This is a genomic window from Pedobacter sp. SG908 (genome assembly GCF_011759615.1).
GTDB lineage: Bacteria > Bacteroidota > Bacteroidia > Sphingobacteriales > Sphingobacteriaceae > Pedobacter > Pedobacter riviphilus.
This window is the reverse complement of the sequence record NZ_JAAOYY010000003.1, coordinates 504,478-522,459: the sequence shown is the minus strand read 5'-3', so window position 1 is coordinate 522,459 and position 17,982 is coordinate 504,478. Positions and strand designations below refer to the sequence as shown.

The window sequence follows — 17,982 nt, the reverse complement described above, 5'->3', positions numbered from 1 at the left end:
TAATAATTGGTTTTTGTGACGAGTTTAATGTTCCGTTTGCTTTGTGATTGACCAAACTATTTTTTGGATTAAAATTTGATCAGAACTTGTCAAAAAGAGTGAGGTATTTCTAATTTTTTGGCAATTTTTTCAGATTTAATGACCTAAAATTCGTAGGATGTTTAAAATCATTCTAAATTTGTAACTCCTTTAAACTAAGATGACAAAAAAGAAAAAGACAGTTGGTAAAACTGACGCTGATGTAATTTTAATAGGGGCTGGCATCATGAGTGCAACCCTCGGTGTTTTATTAAAACAATTAGAACCCAATTTAAGCATAGAAATTTACGAACGTTTAGATATTGCAGCAGCAGAAAGTTCTGATGCATGGAATAATGCCGGAACGGGACATTCTGCTTTTTGCGAATTGAACTATACACCCGAAAAGAAGGATGGTACAGTTGAAATAAAAAAAGCGGTTCAAATTGCAGAACATTTTGAGGTTTCTAAGCAGTTTTGGTCATATTTAGTAAACAAAGGATTGGTTTCTGACCCTTGCAATTTTATCCGCAGTATTCCTCACATGAGTTTTGTTTGGGGTAAAAAGAATGTAGAATATCTTAAAAAACGCTACGATGCATTAACCCAATGCGATCTGTTTAGCGATATGGAATATACTGAAGATGCTGAGCTTGTAAAAAACTGGGCACCATTGATTATGGATGGCCGTAAAAAAAGCGAAAAAGTTGCTGCTACAAAAATGGATTTAGGTACTGATGTTAACTTTGGTACTTTAACCCGCGACATGTTTAACAACTTAAAGGAACAAAGTAATGTTAATCTGTATTTTAACCACGAAATCCGCGACCTTAAGAAGAATAAAGATGGTAACTGGATCGTAAAAGTTAAAGATTTAGAAAGCGGCGACAAACGTAAACGTGTAGCTAAGTTTGTATTTATCGGTGCTGGTGGTGGCTCTTTACCGCTGTTGGAAAAATCTGATATTCCGGAAGGAAAAGGTTTTGGCGGTTTCCCTGTAAGCGGGCAATGGTTAAAATGTACCAATGAAGAAATTATTAAAAAACACCACGCTAAGGTATATGGAAAAGCTGCGGTTGGTGCACCACCAATGTCTGTTCCACACCTGGATACCAGAATGATTAACGGCAAACAGGCGCTGTTGTTTGGTCCTTACGCTGGTTTTTCTACTAAATTCCTTAAGAATGGTTCGTTCCTGGATTTACCAAAATCGATAAAATTTAATAATATCCGCCCAATGCTGTCGGCAGGCTTACATAACCTCGATTTAACAAAGTATTTGATTGAGCAGGTTAGGCAATCGCCAGAAGATAGATTAGAAGCATTAAAAGAATATTTACCCACTGCCGAACTTAAAGATTGGGAGCTGGAGTATGCCGGGCAGCGCGTTCAGGTGATTAAAAAAGATGAAAAACAAGGTGGTGTTTTAGAATTTGGTACAGAAGTGGTAAGCGCTGCTGATGGCTCCATTGCCGCCTTATTGGGTGCATCTCCTGGTGCTTCAACAGCAGTTTCTATTATGCTCGACCTGTTAAACCGTTGTTTTGCTGATGATTTGGCCACTGAAGAATGGCAAGCAAAAATTAAAGAGATGATCCCTACATATGGAAAATCACTTGCTCAGGATGCAGATCTTTGCAGAGAAACCAGAAACAGGACCTCAAAAGTGTTGAAAATCGAAAATACTGTGGTTGCTTAGGTTATAACAGTTATAAATTTTAGAGGGTCCTGATGTAAATCGGGACCTTTTTTGTTTTATGTGGAGGTTCTTTCTTTGCATCTTCGGTCTGTGTCTCCATAGATCAAAACCGGATAGATAATTGATCGTTTGCGCCATCAATCGTTCCGAAGGAAAATGTCAATTAAGTTATTTCGTGCGCTTGTCAGTCTGAGCGTAGTCGAAGACTTCGAGAGTTTGAACAATTAAAAAGATACCCTTCAACTACGCTACTATTGATATACTTGAATAGAATGATCGTCATTCCCGCGCAGGTGGGAATCTTAAAGCGCTTGCATTACGATTATTCATCGGCATTCTTCTCTTCAAAGGCATTCATGAGCACTACGTGGTTCCCAATCAAGTTGGGAATGACGATCCCTAGTAACTTAACATTTGCAAAAAAAATCAGTCATTTATATTGATTTTTATACAATAAATTAACCTCAGTGTTGTGACACCTTTTTTCGTTCCGTAGAAATGCTGGGTGTTTTGTTTACAGACCTTACCTCAATAAACCTGATGGGAATGGCAGCTCCCGATTGTTCATCGGGACTACAGTGTACAGCAGGACTACAGTAACCGATAGCAAACCAGACCTTGCTTTTCAAAAAAAATATGGCATATATTCTTACCATGCAAAAGAGGGTATCCAATTGCTCGAATACCCTCTTTTGTGAAAAATACTTTATGGTTAAGCCGCAATCACTTCTGCAACTTCATCAGCAGAAATATCGCTATGCGAAGCTTCTAATACGCAATCGCCATCTTTAATCAATAAAATCTGTGGCGACTGGTGTGCTACTTGAAATACTTCGGCAATCTGGTTGGAAATATCGCGGTAGCTAATTAAATCTAAAAAGTAAAGTTTTGTGCTTGCAGGAATGATGTCCCAATCAAATTCGAAATTCTTTTTAGCCATTAAACTAATTGAGCAACGTGTGCTGTGCTTAAAAATAAGACTAAAACCGCTTGCATTCTTGATCTCGTCAAGCTGTTCTATTGAAGTTAAGTTAACCCAAGTCATGATATTATAGTATTGTTTTACAGGACAACAATTACAGTTAAATAAAGTTCTGTAAATGACCTGAATATGAGATTACAAATGAGGTAGATTAATTTCTTCTGCGCTTTCCTTCTGGATAAGACCCATAAGCAGGGCAAAGCTTAGAAGAACAGGATTCTAAAATGGTAATGGTGCAAAACACCGCCAATAACAAGATGGCTACTTTTTTCATTTGATCTGATAATTTTTAAACTTCTAAGTTACAAATAATTATTAAAAGCGTATGGCTAAATTTGAGCAGAAAAATCAGCCATTTTAATCGCTGTAATTGCAGCCTCATCGCCTTTATTGCCGTGTTTGCCACCAGCACGATCTTGCGCCTGCTCTAAGTTATTGGTCGTTAAAACACCAAAAATAACTGGTTTACTGTACTTAATGCCAACGTTGGTTATCCCTTGCGCTACAGCATCACAAATAAAATCGAAATGTTTCGTGTCGCCTTGGATTACACAACCTAAGCAAATTACAGCATCTATATCTTTTCTTTTGCTCAATAAAATTTCTGCACCACCTGTTAATTCGAAACTTCCGGGTACAGGTAAAGAAATGATATTTTCTTCCGCAACGCCATTTGCTAACAGCGTTTTTAATGCGCCATTGTATAAAGCACCGGTAATTTCAGCATTCCACTCGGCTACAATAATTCCGAATTTATAGTTTGCACCGCTAGGAACAGTGGTATGAGAGAAATCGGATAGATTTTTTAATTGTGTTGACATGGGGCAAAGATAAGGTTATGCTGCGAATGTTAAAAACCTTAATGTTTGCTGCTTGTAACATTTAGTGCATTAATACTTAGATTCGTATAAGAATCAGATAAATATCAACTGCTTATGGAATTTAGCCGTTCAGGCCATCTATATTAAAAACGCAAGCTACCTATGAATATATCATTACGCCTCTCCGCCTTATTTTTTCTCTTCATTTTGCTGTCCTTACGTGTTTCTGCACAACAGAAATATACACTCAACGATTTTTACAGGGTCGATTCTATTGCCAACCAGGCCAAGCCAAAAGATGCGCTGGCTTTGGTCGAAAAAATAAATCAAGCGGCAAAGAAAGAGAACAATGCGCCATTGCTGATCAAATCAGTTATTTACCGGATGATGTTTCAAAGCTATTTGGAAGAAAATGCCTTTGATAAAATTTTGGTTGACCTGCGCACAGACATCAGCAATGCCAAACAACCCGAAAAAAGCATTTTACAGTCGCTTTTAGCCGAAATGTATTGGAATTATTTGCAACAAAACAGGTGGAAAATTGGATCGCGTACAGAAGTGCAGGGCGATATTGGCAATGATATTAAAACCTGGAGCATTAAAAAACTAAATGAGGAAACGATAAAATACTACCTGTTATCGTTGAAGGAAGCTAAAATTTTGCAACAAACTAAAGTTGATGTTTTGGATGCTGTTTTGGCGGGAGATAAAAATAACCGGAATTACAGGCCAACATTGTATGACCTACTTGCACACCGGGCCATCGATGTTTTTAGCAATACACAGATTAACCTTACACAATATGATGATGACTCAATTGATATGAGCAATGCTGCTTGGTTTGGCAACAGACAGGTTTTTTTGGCGATAGAACTCACCAATGATAGTACACTCTTTAAACCCCAAGCGTTGCAGTTGTTTAAAAACCTGATCAGATTTCATCAAAACAGCAATAACTTTTCGGCATTGGCCGATGTTGATTTAAAACGCTTAAAATTTATACAACAAAATTTCAGTGGCTATGATCAGGAATTGTACAATAACGCTTTGAGTAATTTAGCTGAACAAAGCACCCAAACAGAAGTTTATGCCGATATTTTATATGAACAGGCCCTTATGCATAAAAATGTGCAATTGCCTGTTGATACCAACAAACAAAATCTTTTAACAGCCGTTGCTTTAGCCAAAAAAGCTATTGAGGGTTATCCTAAAAGCATTGGTGCGCAAAATGCAGAAAATTTAATCAGGCAGATTAAAAGCAGCGAATTATCAATTAAAATAAAAAGATATATCCAGCCGGATAAACCCGCACAGTTGTATTTGTCATATAAAAATACAGATACAGTACATATTAGGCTGTTTAAAGCAACTGAACCTCAAAATGATTACGAACAGTTTAAAAATAAGAATGACTTTTTAGCTTTTTTTAATCAAAATAAAGTAATCAAAAAATGGTTTGTCATTGTGCCAAAAACCAGCGATTACCAAAGCCATACCTTAATTGATAAAATAGACGGTTTAGCTTTTGGTAATTATACTTTGATTGCCCAGACCGTTAACCACGAACAAAAAGATACGGTTTATAGCAATATTAATTTTAAGGTTACTGCAATGGCTGTAATCAACAGGCGGAATATTGAAAAACATGAATATTTTGTTAGCCAGCTTAGCAACGGTGCACCCTTAAAAAATGTTAAAATACAACAACAGCGATATGATTATAATAAGCGGAAATATATTAATGGCGACTTAATTACCACTAATGAAAATGGTTACGCAACTACAAATGAAACCGACGGGAATATGTCTTTTGCGGTGGCTACCTTCGGGAAAGATGAGTTGAAATTAAATATTAATAATTATAACACCTATCGGGATGACGAAGATAAAGAACGTGTAATTCTTTTTACTGATCGACCTATTTATCGGCCAGGACAAACCATTTACTATAAGGGTATATGCTTGCGATCGAAAGATGGTAAAAATAATATAGAAGTAAATAAAGCACTTGAGGTTTTTTTTAATGATGCTAACGGTAAGGAAGTAACTACGACCAATGTAACGAGCAATGATTTTGGTACTTTTCAAGGATCTTTCAGCATCCCGATCGGGAAATTAAATGGCCAGATGGAAATTGAAACCGATTATGGCAGCATTAATATACAGGTAGAAGAATATAAACGCCCCACCTTTGAAGTGCTTTTTGATAAACCTAATCAGCACTACAAGCTGAACGACAGCATTAAAGTACAAGGTAAAGCCAGTTCATTTTCAGGATACTCCGTAAATAATGCAAAAGTAAATTATAAAGTTTTCCGCAGGGCGATGTACGATTACCGCTTAACCTACACGCAGCGTAGTGCTATTTATGGTTCAAATATATATAGCGAAAGAAAACAGATTGCCATTGGCAAAACAAATACCAAACCAGGTGGCAAATTTGATATTACCTTTTTTGCAAAGGCCACCAATACCAAACAGAATTATAGCTACGAAATTGAAACTGAGGTAACAGATTTAAATGGCGAAACCCGAACGAAAACCACAGCTATAAATGTAGGGCTAAAAGATATCAATCTTAATATCAGTGCCGAACAGGTTATTTATGTAAGCAACAAAACCGATAGTATCCCGTTCTGGGTAACCAATTTAAACAACGAACCCATTAAAGCGAATGTTAAGGCAGAATGGAGTTTGTTGCAGGCACCATCCAGGTTAATGAACAAGAGTCCGTTTTATGCCGAAAACTATGCATTAAGTAAAGAGGAGTTTATTAAGTGTTTTCCTGATGAGGATTATAACAACGAACTCGAAGTAGCCAAATGGCCAATAAAATCGGTAGAATTAAAACAAAGCCCGACGGCTAAAAATGGTCGGGGGAGTTTAACCTTCAATCAAAAAAATCTAAAACCTGGTTATTATAAAATCAATTTAATAGCCATAAACGAGCAGAACGATACCATTAAAGTAGATAAGTATTTAGTTATCTATAATGAAGAGCCTGCAACGATACAATCTAATATCGAATGGATTGCTCCTGAAGTAAGCGTAATTAAACCGACTGAAAGTGCTGTTTTCCGCTTGGCTGGCTTAGCTGATAACAGCAGGGCTTATTATGAAGTTTATTATCGTGATAGTATAGCCGAAAAGGTATGGCTTAACCTATCGCCAAAACAAAGTTTTGTTAAAATTAAGCCGAAAGGTAATTACGAGGATGGTTTTGCCGTACAGTTTACCATGGTACATCAAGGTATGGTTTACAGTTCTATGCAACAGGTTAAAATTATAGACCCGAAAAAAGAGTTAGATATCAGGTTTTTAACCTTTAGAAATAAACTTCAACCCGGTGAAAAAGAAAGCTGGAAGCTACAGATCAGTAATAAAAATGGCGAAAAGCAGATGGCCGAAATGGTGGCTACGCTCTACGACGCAAGTTTGGATGACCTGAAAAGAATGGATTGGAATACGCAGTTGCCAACTGGCTTTAACTATTATTTTTATACTTGGAACTTCAATGTAAATGATGTCGCGAACGCAGGTTATTTATGGTTTTTAAGGTCTGAAAATAATTACGGCACAATTACACGTGGTTACGAAAACCTTAATTTATTCGGTTACAATTATTACGGCGGTTACAACAATGGTTACCGTAATTATATGAACAATTTACAAAGGCCTAAAAGAAGGGGTTTAGCTCCCGAAGCTGTAAAAAAACTGGCTGAATTGGAAAAAGGCAAATTAATTTATGGCGTGATATTCGATGAGCATGGCGATGTATTGCCCGGTGTACAGGTGAAATCTGGCAAAACAGTAACAACCACTAATGTTTTTGGTATTTACACCATTGATGCTAAAGTAGGGGAGACACTGAATTTCGCTTTTATAGGGTATACGAGATCTGCTGTAAAAATTGGCAATAAAAAACGGGTCGATGTAATATTGAAGGAAGATGGGAATGCTTTAAATGAAGTAGTGGTTGTTGGCTATGGGGCGCAGAAAAAGGAGATGACAAGTGCAGCGATACAGATCAGAGGTTCTGCTACCTTGCAAGGGAGGGTGGCGGGTGTGGCTACAGATAAAAATCGCGCAATTGAAGATTTAATCCCAAGTGCTGGGGCATCAATTGATCAGAAAGATCCAACACTACGCCAGGAAGTGGAAGCACTTAAATATAAAAAAACTGACATCACAGCACGTACCAACTTTAACGAACTCGCATTTTTCTATCCGCAATTGTTAACCGATGCCAAAGGCGAAATCAAGATCGAGTTTACCATCCCGCAAAGTTTAACCCGCTATAAAATGATGGGGTTTGCGCACACCAAAGATTTAAAAACGGCTTCGATCACCAACGAATTGGTTACCCAGAAACAATTGGCCATTGCCATTAATGCCCCACGTTTTTTCCGCGAAGGGGACACCATTTTATTAAGCGCCAAACTAAATAACCTGGCGGGCAAAAAACTCATCGGTAATGCCATTTTAGAGCTTACAGATGCCTTAACAGCAAAACCGATCCAGATTTTTGGAACAAACGAAAAAACCGAAAAAACTTTTGAAGTTGATGATGCAGGCAATACGGTTTTAAAATGGACATTAATTATCCCATCAGGCATTAATGCCATTACCTACAAAGTTTTGGCCCAAAGTGGCAAGTTTAGCGATGGTGAAGAAAATACCATTCCTGTTTTGGCAAATGCCATGTTGGTTACCGAAAGTATGCCGATAAACGTGCGTGGTAATACTAGTAAAACTTTTGATTTTGAGAAGCTGGAGAAATCAGGAGCTTCAAAAACCTTGCGCAACCAAAGTTTGACTTTCGAGTTTACCTCAAATCCTATCTGGTATGCTGTGCAGGCATTACCTTACTTGATGGAATATCCTTATGAGTGTGCTGAACAAACTTTTAGCCGATTTTATGCCAATAGTTTTGCAACAGGTATTATTAATTCCTCGCCAAAAATTAAAACCGTTTTCGAACAATGGCAAAACACCAATAATGGCGAGGCCCTGTTATCTAACCTGGAGAAAAACCAGGAGCTCAAATCAATCTTGTTAGAAGAAACACCTTGGGTGCGTAATGCCGATAATGAAAACGAGCGTAAAAAACGTTTAGCCATACTTTTCGATTTAAATAGAATGACTTATGAGTTGAAAAACAATTTCGAAAAGTTAGAGAAAATGCAATTTAATAATGGTGCCTTTCCGTGGTTTAATGGTATGCAAGAAGATCGGTACATTACACAGCACATTGTTTTAGGAATGGGCCAGTTAAAAAAACTAAAACTGATTGACGAAAAAGCTTATCCTAGTTTTAATGTAATGCTTAATAAAGCCATTATTTATTTAGATGCACAGCTGGTTAAAGATTACAAGGAGGAAGTGAAAGGAAAACGTTTTGCCTATTTGCCTTTGCATTATCTATTCGCCAGAAGCTACACCAATCAAAAAAATAACAATGCAGATTTTTTAAAGGCCAAAGATTTCTATCTGAAAAAATTAATAGCGAGCTGGAAAACCTTTGATACTTACCAGTTGGCACAAACCGCCTTGGTTTTAAATAGAAACGGCAATGAGGTAGAAGCCAAAAAAATCATTACGTTATTAAATCAAACGGCTCAGCAAAATGATGAACTGGGTATGTACTGGGCTACAAATAAAGCTGGCTGGTGGTGGTACCAAAGTCCGATAGAAACACAGGCTTTATTAATAGAGGCTTTCGACGAAGTAACTAATGATGCCAAATCGGTGGAGGAAATGAAAATCTGGTTGCTCAAAAACAAACAGACTAACGATTGGAAAACAACCAAAGCCACCACAGCGGCGTGTTATGCATTGCTAATGAAAGGTACTAACCTTCTGGCAGAGCGCAATGAGCCCGAAATAACTATTGGCGGTCAAAAAATAGCAGATCTGCAACAGCCTAATGCCTTAAAAGAAGCCGGAACGGGTTATCAAAAATTAACTATTGCAGCGGCTAATGTAAAACCAGAAATGGGGAAAGTACAGGTTAAAAACAACAACCAAACCGTAGCCTGGGGCGCAATGTACTGGCAATATTTTGAGCAACTGGATAAAATTACGATGGCCAACACCGGTGTTAAAATCAACAAACAATTATTTGTCCAAAAAGCTAGCGCAAAAGGCGATGTTTTGACTCCACTTACGGCAACCAATATTTTGGCCCCTGGCGATTTATTGAAAGTGCGTATTGAAATTTATTGCGATCGGGATATGGAATATATTCATTTGAAGGATATGCGTTCATCGGGTTTTGAACCTGTAAATGTGATCTCTCGGTATAAATATCAGGATGGTTTAGGTTATTACGAAAGTACAAAAGATGCTTCAACCAATTTCTTTATCAGTTATATGCCAAAGGGAACCTACGTTTTTGAATATCCTTTGCGCGTTACGCATGCCGGAAACTTTTCGAATGGAATTACCTCTTTGCAAAGCATGTACGCACCTGAGTTTACCACACACTCAGCAGGGATAAGGGTAAATGTAAAACCTTAATATGTTGAACGTGGCCCTGACCTGTAGCGAAGCGGAAAGCTACGGTGTAAACCGAGTTTTAAGCGAGCTCACCGAAGGTAATTTATTTCAGGGTCTAATTAACGAAGCATAAACCTCGCAGGTTTAACTCGTTACTTAACTTATTTTTAAAGGTCTCGTTGAGGGCTAAAGCCATTTTAAAACCTGCAAGGTTTAAACTGCATTAAGTAAGTTTAATATTGGTATAGGTTGCACCTATAGGAATGATTTTTTCTCCAATCCAAACCTGGCTGCGGTCAAATTTGGATATTTTATTTTTAGCTACAATAAAAGCCCGGTGACAGCGGATGAAATCTGCTTTTGGCAACAGTTCAGCCAAATCGTTAATGGTAATCCTTGAGCTTAAAAGTTTATCTTTTAGTTGTATCTGGGTGTAGTTGCCTGAGGCTTCTATGTACAGGATTTCATCCAACTCCACCTTAATTTGCTCGTAACCGTCCTTTACGAAAATATATTCTGTTTTTGTTTCTAGCTTCTGGTTACGCAGGTTAAAGAGCTCCTGCGCTTTATTACAGGCTTTTAAGAAACGAGAAAGTGAAAAGGGTTTTAGCAGATAATCAACCGCATCAAGTTCGAAACTTTGTACGGCATGTTCGGTATAAGCCGTGGTAAAAATAACCATTGGTGGCTTGCTCAGGCTCTTTAAAAAATCAATCCCACTGATATCAGGCATTTTGATATCCAGAAAAATTAAATCAACCTTGTTGTGCTGAAGATAAGTGATGGCCGCAAAAGCATCTGTAAAAGTTTGCTGCAATTCTACAAACGGAACTTTTGAGGCATGCGATGTTATAATATCAAGTGCAATCGGTTCATCATCTATAGCAATGGCAATCATTTTTTATTTTGTTCTTTAAGGCAATATAGCAATAAGACTAATCCAACTGCAAAGTTAAATGAACAAAAAACTCATTGGCACTTTCGCGGATAATTAATTCGTGTTTTCCATAATAAAGTAATGATAAACGTTGTTTAACATTTTCAAGTCCGATGCCACTTTTTAATTTCTCGGGATCATTATCCGCCTTAATGTAAATGCTATTGCTCACATCAAAGTATAAAGTTTTTTCTTTGGTTTGTAAGGTGATTTTAATGTACGAGGGCTGTTGCAGGCTAATCCCATGTTTAAATGCATTTTCAATAAATGGAATCAATAACATTGGTGTAATCTGAAGGTTATTTAACTGTTCTTCAATATGTGTATCAATCCTGATATCCGCAGAGCGTGAGGTACGTAGCTTTTGTAAATCAATATAGTTGTTCAGGTATTCTACCTCGCGGGTTAACGAAATTTTATCCTGGGTATTTTCGTGGAGCATAAAACGCATCATATCGCCCAGTTTTTGAATACCCTCGCCAGTCCTTTCTGCATTTTCCTGTAAAGCTGTCCCGAATAAGGTATTTAATGCATTGAACAAGAAGTGTGGATTGATCTGCGATTTTAAGAAATTTAGGTTTGCATCCGATTTGCCCAACTCCGTTTTAAGCATCTGAATTTCGCTCTGTTTTTCAAATTTATGTTTGTAAATATACCATGCAGATGGCGTAGTAATGCAGATTAAGCATATTGCGTTTAAAATTAAGGTAATCGGCACCACTTCGCCATTTCGCATAAAAGGGATAAGCACCATCAACAGCAGTAGTGAAATGATAATAGTTAAACCTACATTTCCCCAAAAATACCGGCCAAAACCTTTAAAATTCTTTCTGAGATTTGGAATGACGTAATAAATAGCACAAAAAGCAAAGAAAATATTTACAGGCGGTACAATTAGCCAAATGACCAGTATTTCGTGATCGATCTTTAAAGAAAGTATCGCTGCAAATACCATGAGAGAAATCAACCAGATTTTAATTGAGACAAAAACTTCTGGAATGATGTTGTTATTGTAATGTTTTAAAAATGGAATTCTTTTTAGCAGTTCTAATCCTCGCTCATTAAAGTAGGCATAAGCATTAAAGAGTAGATAGAGGAAGAAAATATAGGTAAATGCCTCACCAAAAAAGACACCGTACGCGTTATCGATGTTGTCATATTCTAACAGTCGGTAAGCTTGGGAATACGTGTTAAAAACCATCCACGCAACAACAGAAAATGATGTAACTAAAATGGTAAGAATGATATTAAGTGCGATATTTTTTTTATTGGCCAGTTGAGGCATGAAGCAAAAATTGAACAATAAAAAACTGATATACAAAATGCTGATCTTAAATAGTTCGGGGATAAAGTAATTTGCCATTACACTATAGTCAATTTGGCTTTCTTCAAAACGATAAGAACTGCCCCTGCTATAAACTGTAGATGAACAAATGCTGATCAATGCCAGGATATATAATGTTGTAGAAATCCAAAACTCAAGCTGGTTGATGCTTTTGGTTTTTATTGTAGATGGGGTACCTGATAGAATTACCATTTGATTTAGTTTATGCTACAATTTTACAAAGCGTATCGGCATCAATATTTAAAATGTGACCGATGGGCCTAAAAATGTGATGAATGAATGGGATTTTTAGGATTATTTGATTTTAGGATCGGGTTTATAGTTGGTTGTGCAGTCAGATGTTACCATCTGACTGGCAACTAAATTGATATCCAAAAGATAATTACGATTAGTGTCAGATAGAAATATCTGACACCACATCCACCACAATAAAACAAGGATCTTCAAAATATTAAGTATAAAGCTAAACAGTTTATTAACTTTGCTTTTGCATTCAATCACTCATCCAAAATTCAATAATTTATATGACCGTTTACGGAATTCCAAATTGCAATACAGTTAAAAAATCGCTCGATTGGTTAAAAACACATCAGGTTGATTTTGAATTTCACGATTTCAAGAAAAAAGGCATTACAACTGAAAAATTAAATGAATGGTGTAATACCTTCGGCTGGGAAACGGTATTAAACCGCAAAGGTTTAACCTGGAAAAAACTCACTAAAGAAGAGCAGGCTAAAATTGATAACCAAGATTTGGCAATAGCTTATTTAAAAGAAAATACCAGCGCAATAAAACGTCCGATTATTGAGCAAAACAACAAAGCCATATTAATTGGATTTGATGATGACAATTATTTAAAAACACTAGGCTAATTCAATTGTTCTAATGTTAAAGTTTGTTAAATGCAGCTTTTAAATGTCGAACTAAGTTACTTTTGAGTATGTACAAACTGATCATTTTTCTATTGCTTGCCCTGCCTATTGGCGTTTTTGCACAAACGGTAACTACAGGTACAGTTTTCGATTATTCGAAAAAAACGCTTTCTCTTCCTGGTGTTAGTATCAGAAACCTGAACAGTAAAAAATCAACCAGTACAAATAAAGAAGGAAAGTATACCATTGGTGCCAATATTGGCGATCTGATAGAGTTTTCTGCCGTTGGTTATCATACCGATACACTTTACTTAACCAACCTGTTAAATAGAACGATATATCTTCCGGTTAAAACAAATAATTTAAAAGATGTAGATATTACGGCAGTGCGGATGAATAGTCAGATTACAGACGCAAAAGATCCATTGGCCGAAAAATATACGCTATTAAGTACCGGAGGAAACTTAAACCGTAAACGTATGACCGATAAGGTTGGAGGCTTAAACCTAAATCTTGGCTATGGCAAATATAGAAGACAACAGCGAAAAGAAGCCGATATAGAGGAAAAGGAAATGTATCTCCAGGAAATTGACGAGAACTTTACCGCAAAGGCCATAACAGATATGACCAAGTTAGAGGGAGAAGAGCTGAAAAACTTCATGATTATTTATCGCCCTTCGGTTGAGACAGTAAAAGCAGAAAGGCCGTACCGTTATGCTTATTATATCTCTCGAGCCTTTGTGGCGTGGAAAAAGTTAACGCCACAAGAAAGAAAACTACAGGATTTACCCAAGTTAAAAGCAAATTAATACACGATATTACTATAGGTATTACTATAGGTAGCAATTTACCGTTATTGGTAACATTATAACCACATATAAATCTATATGTGGTTATTTTTTATATTTACCGTCAGATTATACCTTATTATTATCATGAAATTGACTAAACTAATAACTTTTTGTTTGGTTTGTTGCGTTTTTGCCTTTTCTGCATCGGCTCAACAAGCTACAACACCCGCGCCAGCTAGCAATTATAACCCTGCTGAAGCCTTTGGACCACTATTTTATACACAAAACGGGAATGAATTCCGCTCTGCAATTGGTGCACCCGGGCCAAAATATTGGCAAAATCGCGTTGATTATAACATTACAGCTAACCTCGATGAAACAAAAAACATGGTCACGGGTACCGTTACCATTACTTACAAAAATAATAGCCCTGATAAATTGCCCTATTTATGGCTGCAGTTAGACCAGAATACTTTTAAAGAAACTTCACGTGGCTATGCCATTACGCCAGCACGTAGCCGTTATGGTGCACAAGGTGAAAAATTTGATGGTGGCTATAAAATCCAGAACATCAGTGTATCACAAAAAGCTGCTGCCGTAAAATTTACTTCTTTGGTAGAAGATACGCGCATGCAGATCCGTTTAGACCAACCAATGGCAGCTAATGGTGATATTGTAACTGTTAAAATGGATTATTCTTTTATTATACCAAAAGAGGGATCGGACAGAACAGGGCATTTAACCACAAAAAATGGCGAAATTTTTGCCGTGGCACAGTGGTTTCCGCGAATGTGTGTGTATGATGATGTGATCGGGTGGAATACCTTGCCTTATTGGGGCGGTGGTGAGTTTTATTGTGAGTATGGCGATATTAACTTTGCCATCACCGTGCCAGCGAGTCATATTGTAATGGGCTCAGGCGAGTTGTTAAACCCTGCCGAAGTTTTTACACCAGAACAATTAAAAAGGTGGAATGACGCTAAGCTTAGCGATGCTACCGTTCACATCCGTACAGAAGAGGAGGTAACAGATCCAAAATCCCGTCCGGCGAAAGATAAATTAACCTGGAGGTTTAAAATCTTAAATGCACGTGATGCCGCCTGGGCTTCGTCAAAATCTTTTGTGTTAGATGCGGCAAAAATTAATCTGCCAAGCGGTAAAAAATCTTTGGCGGTTTCTGCACAACCTGTAGAAAGTAACGGTGTTGATGCATATGGCCGCGGTGTAGAATATGTAAAATCTACCATCGAGCACTATTCAACCAAATGGTTCGAATATCCATATCCTATGGCGGTTAATGTAGCAACCAATGTTGGCGGTATGGAATATCCTGGTATTGTATTTTGTGGTTGGAAAGCTAAAAAAGCAAGCGCGTGGGGCGTAATCGATCATGAATTTGGTCATACCTGGTTCCCGATGATTGTAGGCTCTAACGAGCGTAAATATGGTTGGATGGATGAGGGCTTTAATACCTTTATCAACGGTATTTCTAAAAGTAGTTTTAATAAAGGCGAATACGCTGGGGCTCCGACTGATTTAAACAGAATTGGTAAAACTGTTATTGGTAACCCGATTTTCGAAAACATTATGCTAATGCCTGATGGAATGGCCGAGCGTAATATTGGGGTTAACCTGTACAGCAAACCAGGTTGGGGCTTAGATCTTTTAAGAAACCAGATTTTAGGTGAAGACCGTTTTGATTATGCTTTCCGTCAATACATTAAAAACTGGGCATTTAAACATCCAACACCATTTGATTTCTTCCGTTCAATGGAGAATGGTGCAGGCGAAGATTTAGCCTGGTTCTGGAGGAGCTGGTGGTTAAACAACTGGAAAATGGACCAAGGTATTGCTGGTGTTGAGGCCGTTAAGCAAGACGATAAATTGGTGGGTTACACGATTAAAGTTGTAAACCTAGAGAAAATGCCAATGCCAATTATCCTGCAGATTAAAACCAAAAGCGGTAAAACAGATATCGTAAAAGTCCCGGTTGATGTTTGGATGAAAAACACGAGTTGGCTGGTGCGTTACCCAACAACTGAAGAAATTGAATCAGTTACTTTAGATCCTAATAAAGTATTACCAGATTCGAATACGGATAACAATACCTGGACAGCCTCAGGTAATTAATTTAACCTGAATAATTAATTATAGCCTCCTGATTTTAAAAGATCAGGAGGCTTTTTATTGCAAAGAACCGACGGTTTACGGAAAACTATCGGATAATTTAGCGGGTATAAATTACAGATATGGAAAAGACCACTTTAGAAATTACCAATCCCGCTGGTATATACGATCCCCGTCAACATGGATATTCTCATGTAGCTTCCGTTTCAGCAGAAAGACAGCTGGTGTTTATTGCAGGGCAGGGCGGTAGCAGAACAGATGGTATATTGAGCGATGATTTTAGAACACAGGTAAGCATAGTTTTCGAAAATATTGCTTTAGCTTTAAGAAGCAAAAATTTAACCATGGCCAATATTGCAAAACTTACCACATTGGTAGTAGATTACGATGAAGTGAAACACCAGATTTTAATAGAAGAATCGACCAGGATTTGGCCTGACCTTAATTTTCCGGTAAATACGCTTATTCCCGTACAAAGGTTGGCCTTAAATGGCATGCTGATCGAAATTGATGCTACGGCTGTTGGTTAATTTATAAACCCGGTTACAATTATTGTTAAACTGGTGTTGTTTTGGAAATTAAGGGTTCTGCGTTCTTGGCGGTTTTCAGTCCCGCTTTCCGTTCAAAGTCCTCGCTGCACTGCGGGCTTCCACTTCAATCCGGGTTTAGAAACATCAGTCCGATACTTTAAGCAGATCGTGCATCCTAAACCAGACAATAGCGGGCATGAAGTGCAAGGGAATAAAGCGGATGGCAGTGCTGCACTTGCCCAGAACCATTGTACGTTTGTTTCCAATAAAAATACAAATATGATTAATTTGGTGTTACTAAAGCATAAGGTAATATTCCGAATATTTTAAAACTTTAAATTAAAAATTAACATCAATAATAATCGAAAATTTAAGCGGATGGAAAAAGGAGAACGCAAAAACGTTTACAAAGTTTACAACAAGATAGGCCGCTGGTTTGCCGAAAACCGTTATGCCGATTCGGTAGAAAAAGCATATTTAAACGATATCCTCCTACACTTTCCACAGGATGCAAAGATTTTGGACCTAGGCTGCGGGGATGGGAAACCCATATTGGAATATTTTATCAACCAGGGGATAAATGTTTTAGGAATTGATGCCAGCGAGCAAATGATCGAGCTGGCAAAAATCAATTTCCCATCTACCAGGTTTATGTTAAAAGATATGCGTGAACTTGATCTCGGCGAAAAATTTGATGCGATTATTGCATGGCATAGTTTTTTTCATCTCCCTGCCGATGATCAGCCGAACATGTTTGATATTTTTAAACGGCACCTTAAACCGAGCGGTATTTTACTGTTTACATCTGGAACAGAAAGGGGAGAGGTGTGGGGCATGAATGGTGGCGAGAACCTTTTTCATGCTTCTTTAGCTACTGCTGAATATCAAGCTTTACTGCAGTCAAACCAATTTGAAGTGCTTAGGCACAAAATAAATGATCCCGATTGCGGTGGTGCAAATGTTTGGATGGCACAATATAAACCCCGATAATTTTGCCTTAACTTTACCCCATGGCCGAACAGCAAAAAAACAATCCATTACATGGTATTACCTTAGAGAAAATGGTAACCGATCTGCAGGTGCACTATGGTTGGGAAAAACTTGGAACACTGATCAGGATCGATTGTTTTAACAATAACCAGAGCATTAAATCCAGTTTAAAATTCTTAAGGAGAATGCCCTGGGCCCGTAAAAAGGTAGAAGAATTATATCTGGATACTTTTGTGTAAATGATTGAATTTTAAATGATTGAATTTTAAATGATTGAATGATAGAATGGGTGAATGTTGCTTACTCAATCGTTCAAAATTTCCGCCTTCAAAACTATTGCCTGCAACCTTTTCTTTAAAACCGTCGTCATCT

At 37.5% G+C, this 17,982-nt stretch carries 12 protein-coding genes; 8 read left to right on the top strand and 4 right to left on the bottom strand.

Annotated features, from left to right (window positions below; translation table 11 throughout):
- Nucleotides 1-199 precede the first annotated feature (199 nt).
- Entirely contained in the window at nucleotides 200-1,717 is a 1,518-nt protein-coding gene (locus FHT21_RS22930; protein ID WP_167297035.1) for a malate:quinone oxidoreductase, read from the top strand.
- A gap of 712 nt (nucleotides 1,718-2,429) precedes the next feature.
- On the opposite strand, the gene ytxJ is transcribed toward FHT21_RS22930, so the two are convergent.
- On the bottom strand, nucleotides 2,430-2,762 hold the full coding sequence (gene ytxJ, locus FHT21_RS22925) for a bacillithiol system redox-active protein YtxJ (protein WP_167297034.1): 333 nt from the start codon (nucleotides 2,760-2,762) through the stop codon (nucleotides 2,430-2,432).
- 266 nt (nucleotides 2,763-3,028) lie between these two features.
- On the bottom strand, nucleotides 3,029-3,520 hold the full coding sequence (gene ribH / locus FHT21_RS22920) for a 6,7-dimethyl-8-ribityllumazine synthase (protein ID WP_167297033.1): 492 nt from the start codon (nucleotides 3,518-3,520) through the stop codon (nucleotides 3,029-3,031).
- A gap of 162 nt (nucleotides 3,521-3,682) precedes the next feature.
- Here ribH and FHT21_RS22915 point away from each other — a divergent pair, with 162 nt between their 5' ends.
- A complete protein-coding gene (locus FHT21_RS22915; protein WP_167297032.1) occupies nucleotides 3,683-10,039 on the top strand; it encodes an MG2 domain-containing protein in 6,357 nt (2,118 codons plus the stop codon).
- Nucleotides 10,040-10,241: 202 nt separating this feature from the next.
- On the opposite strand, the gene FHT21_RS22910 is transcribed toward FHT21_RS22915, so the two are convergent.
- Nucleotides 10,242-10,916 carry a LytTR family DNA-binding domain-containing protein gene (locus tag FHT21_RS22910; protein ID WP_167297031.1) on the bottom strand — a complete coding sequence of 225 codons (675 nt, stop codon included), beginning with the start codon at nucleotides 10,914-10,916 and terminating at the stop codon, nucleotides 10,242-10,244.
- 37 nt (nucleotides 10,917-10,953) lie between these two features.
- Nucleotides 10,954-12,492, bottom strand: coding sequence for a histidine kinase (locus FHT21_RS22905; protein ID WP_208399018.1), 1,539 nt, complete (start codon nucleotides 12,490-12,492; stop codon nucleotides 10,954-10,956).
- Nucleotides 12,493-12,824: 332 nt separating this feature from the next.
- On the opposite strand from FHT21_RS22905, the gene FHT21_RS22900 reads away from it, so the two are divergent.
- From FHT21_RS22900 to FHT21_RS22875, 6 genes are all read left to right on the top strand, one after another.
- Nucleotides 12,825-13,172: a Spx/MgsR family RNA polymerase-binding regulatory protein gene (locus tag FHT21_RS22900; protein ID WP_167297030.1), complete on the top strand. Its 348-nt coding sequence runs from the start codon at nucleotides 12,825-12,827 to the stop codon at nucleotides 13,170-13,172.
- Nucleotides 13,173-13,240: 68 nt separating this feature from the next.
- Nucleotides 13,241-13,981 (top strand): carboxypeptidase-like regulatory domain-containing protein, encoded by a 741-nt coding sequence (locus FHT21_RS22895; RefSeq protein WP_167297029.1) that lies wholly within the window; start codon nucleotides 13,241-13,243, stop codon nucleotides 13,979-13,981.
- 126 nt (nucleotides 13,982-14,107) lie between these two features.
- Complete coding sequence (locus FHT21_RS22890; protein WP_167297028.1) at nucleotides 14,108-16,093, top strand: M1 family metallopeptidase; 1,986 nt, start codon at nucleotides 14,108-14,110, stop codon at nucleotides 16,091-16,093.
- A gap of 119 nt (nucleotides 16,094-16,212) precedes the next feature.
- Nucleotides 16,213-16,620, top strand: coding sequence for a RidA family protein (locus FHT21_RS22885; protein WP_167297027.1), 408 nt, complete (start codon nucleotides 16,213-16,215; stop codon nucleotides 16,618-16,620).
- A 378-nt stretch (nucleotides 16,621-16,998) separates the two neighbouring features.
- Nucleotides 16,999-17,610: a class I SAM-dependent methyltransferase gene (locus FHT21_RS22880; RefSeq protein WP_167297026.1), complete on the top strand. Its 612-nt coding sequence runs from the start codon at nucleotides 16,999-17,001 to the stop codon at nucleotides 17,608-17,610.
- A 20-nt stretch (nucleotides 17,611-17,630) separates the two neighbouring features.
- Nucleotides 17,631-17,849, top strand: coding sequence for a VF530 family protein (locus tag FHT21_RS22875; protein WP_167297025.1), 219 nt, complete (start codon nucleotides 17,631-17,633; stop codon nucleotides 17,847-17,849).
- Nucleotides 17,850-17,982 lie beyond the last annotated feature (133 nt).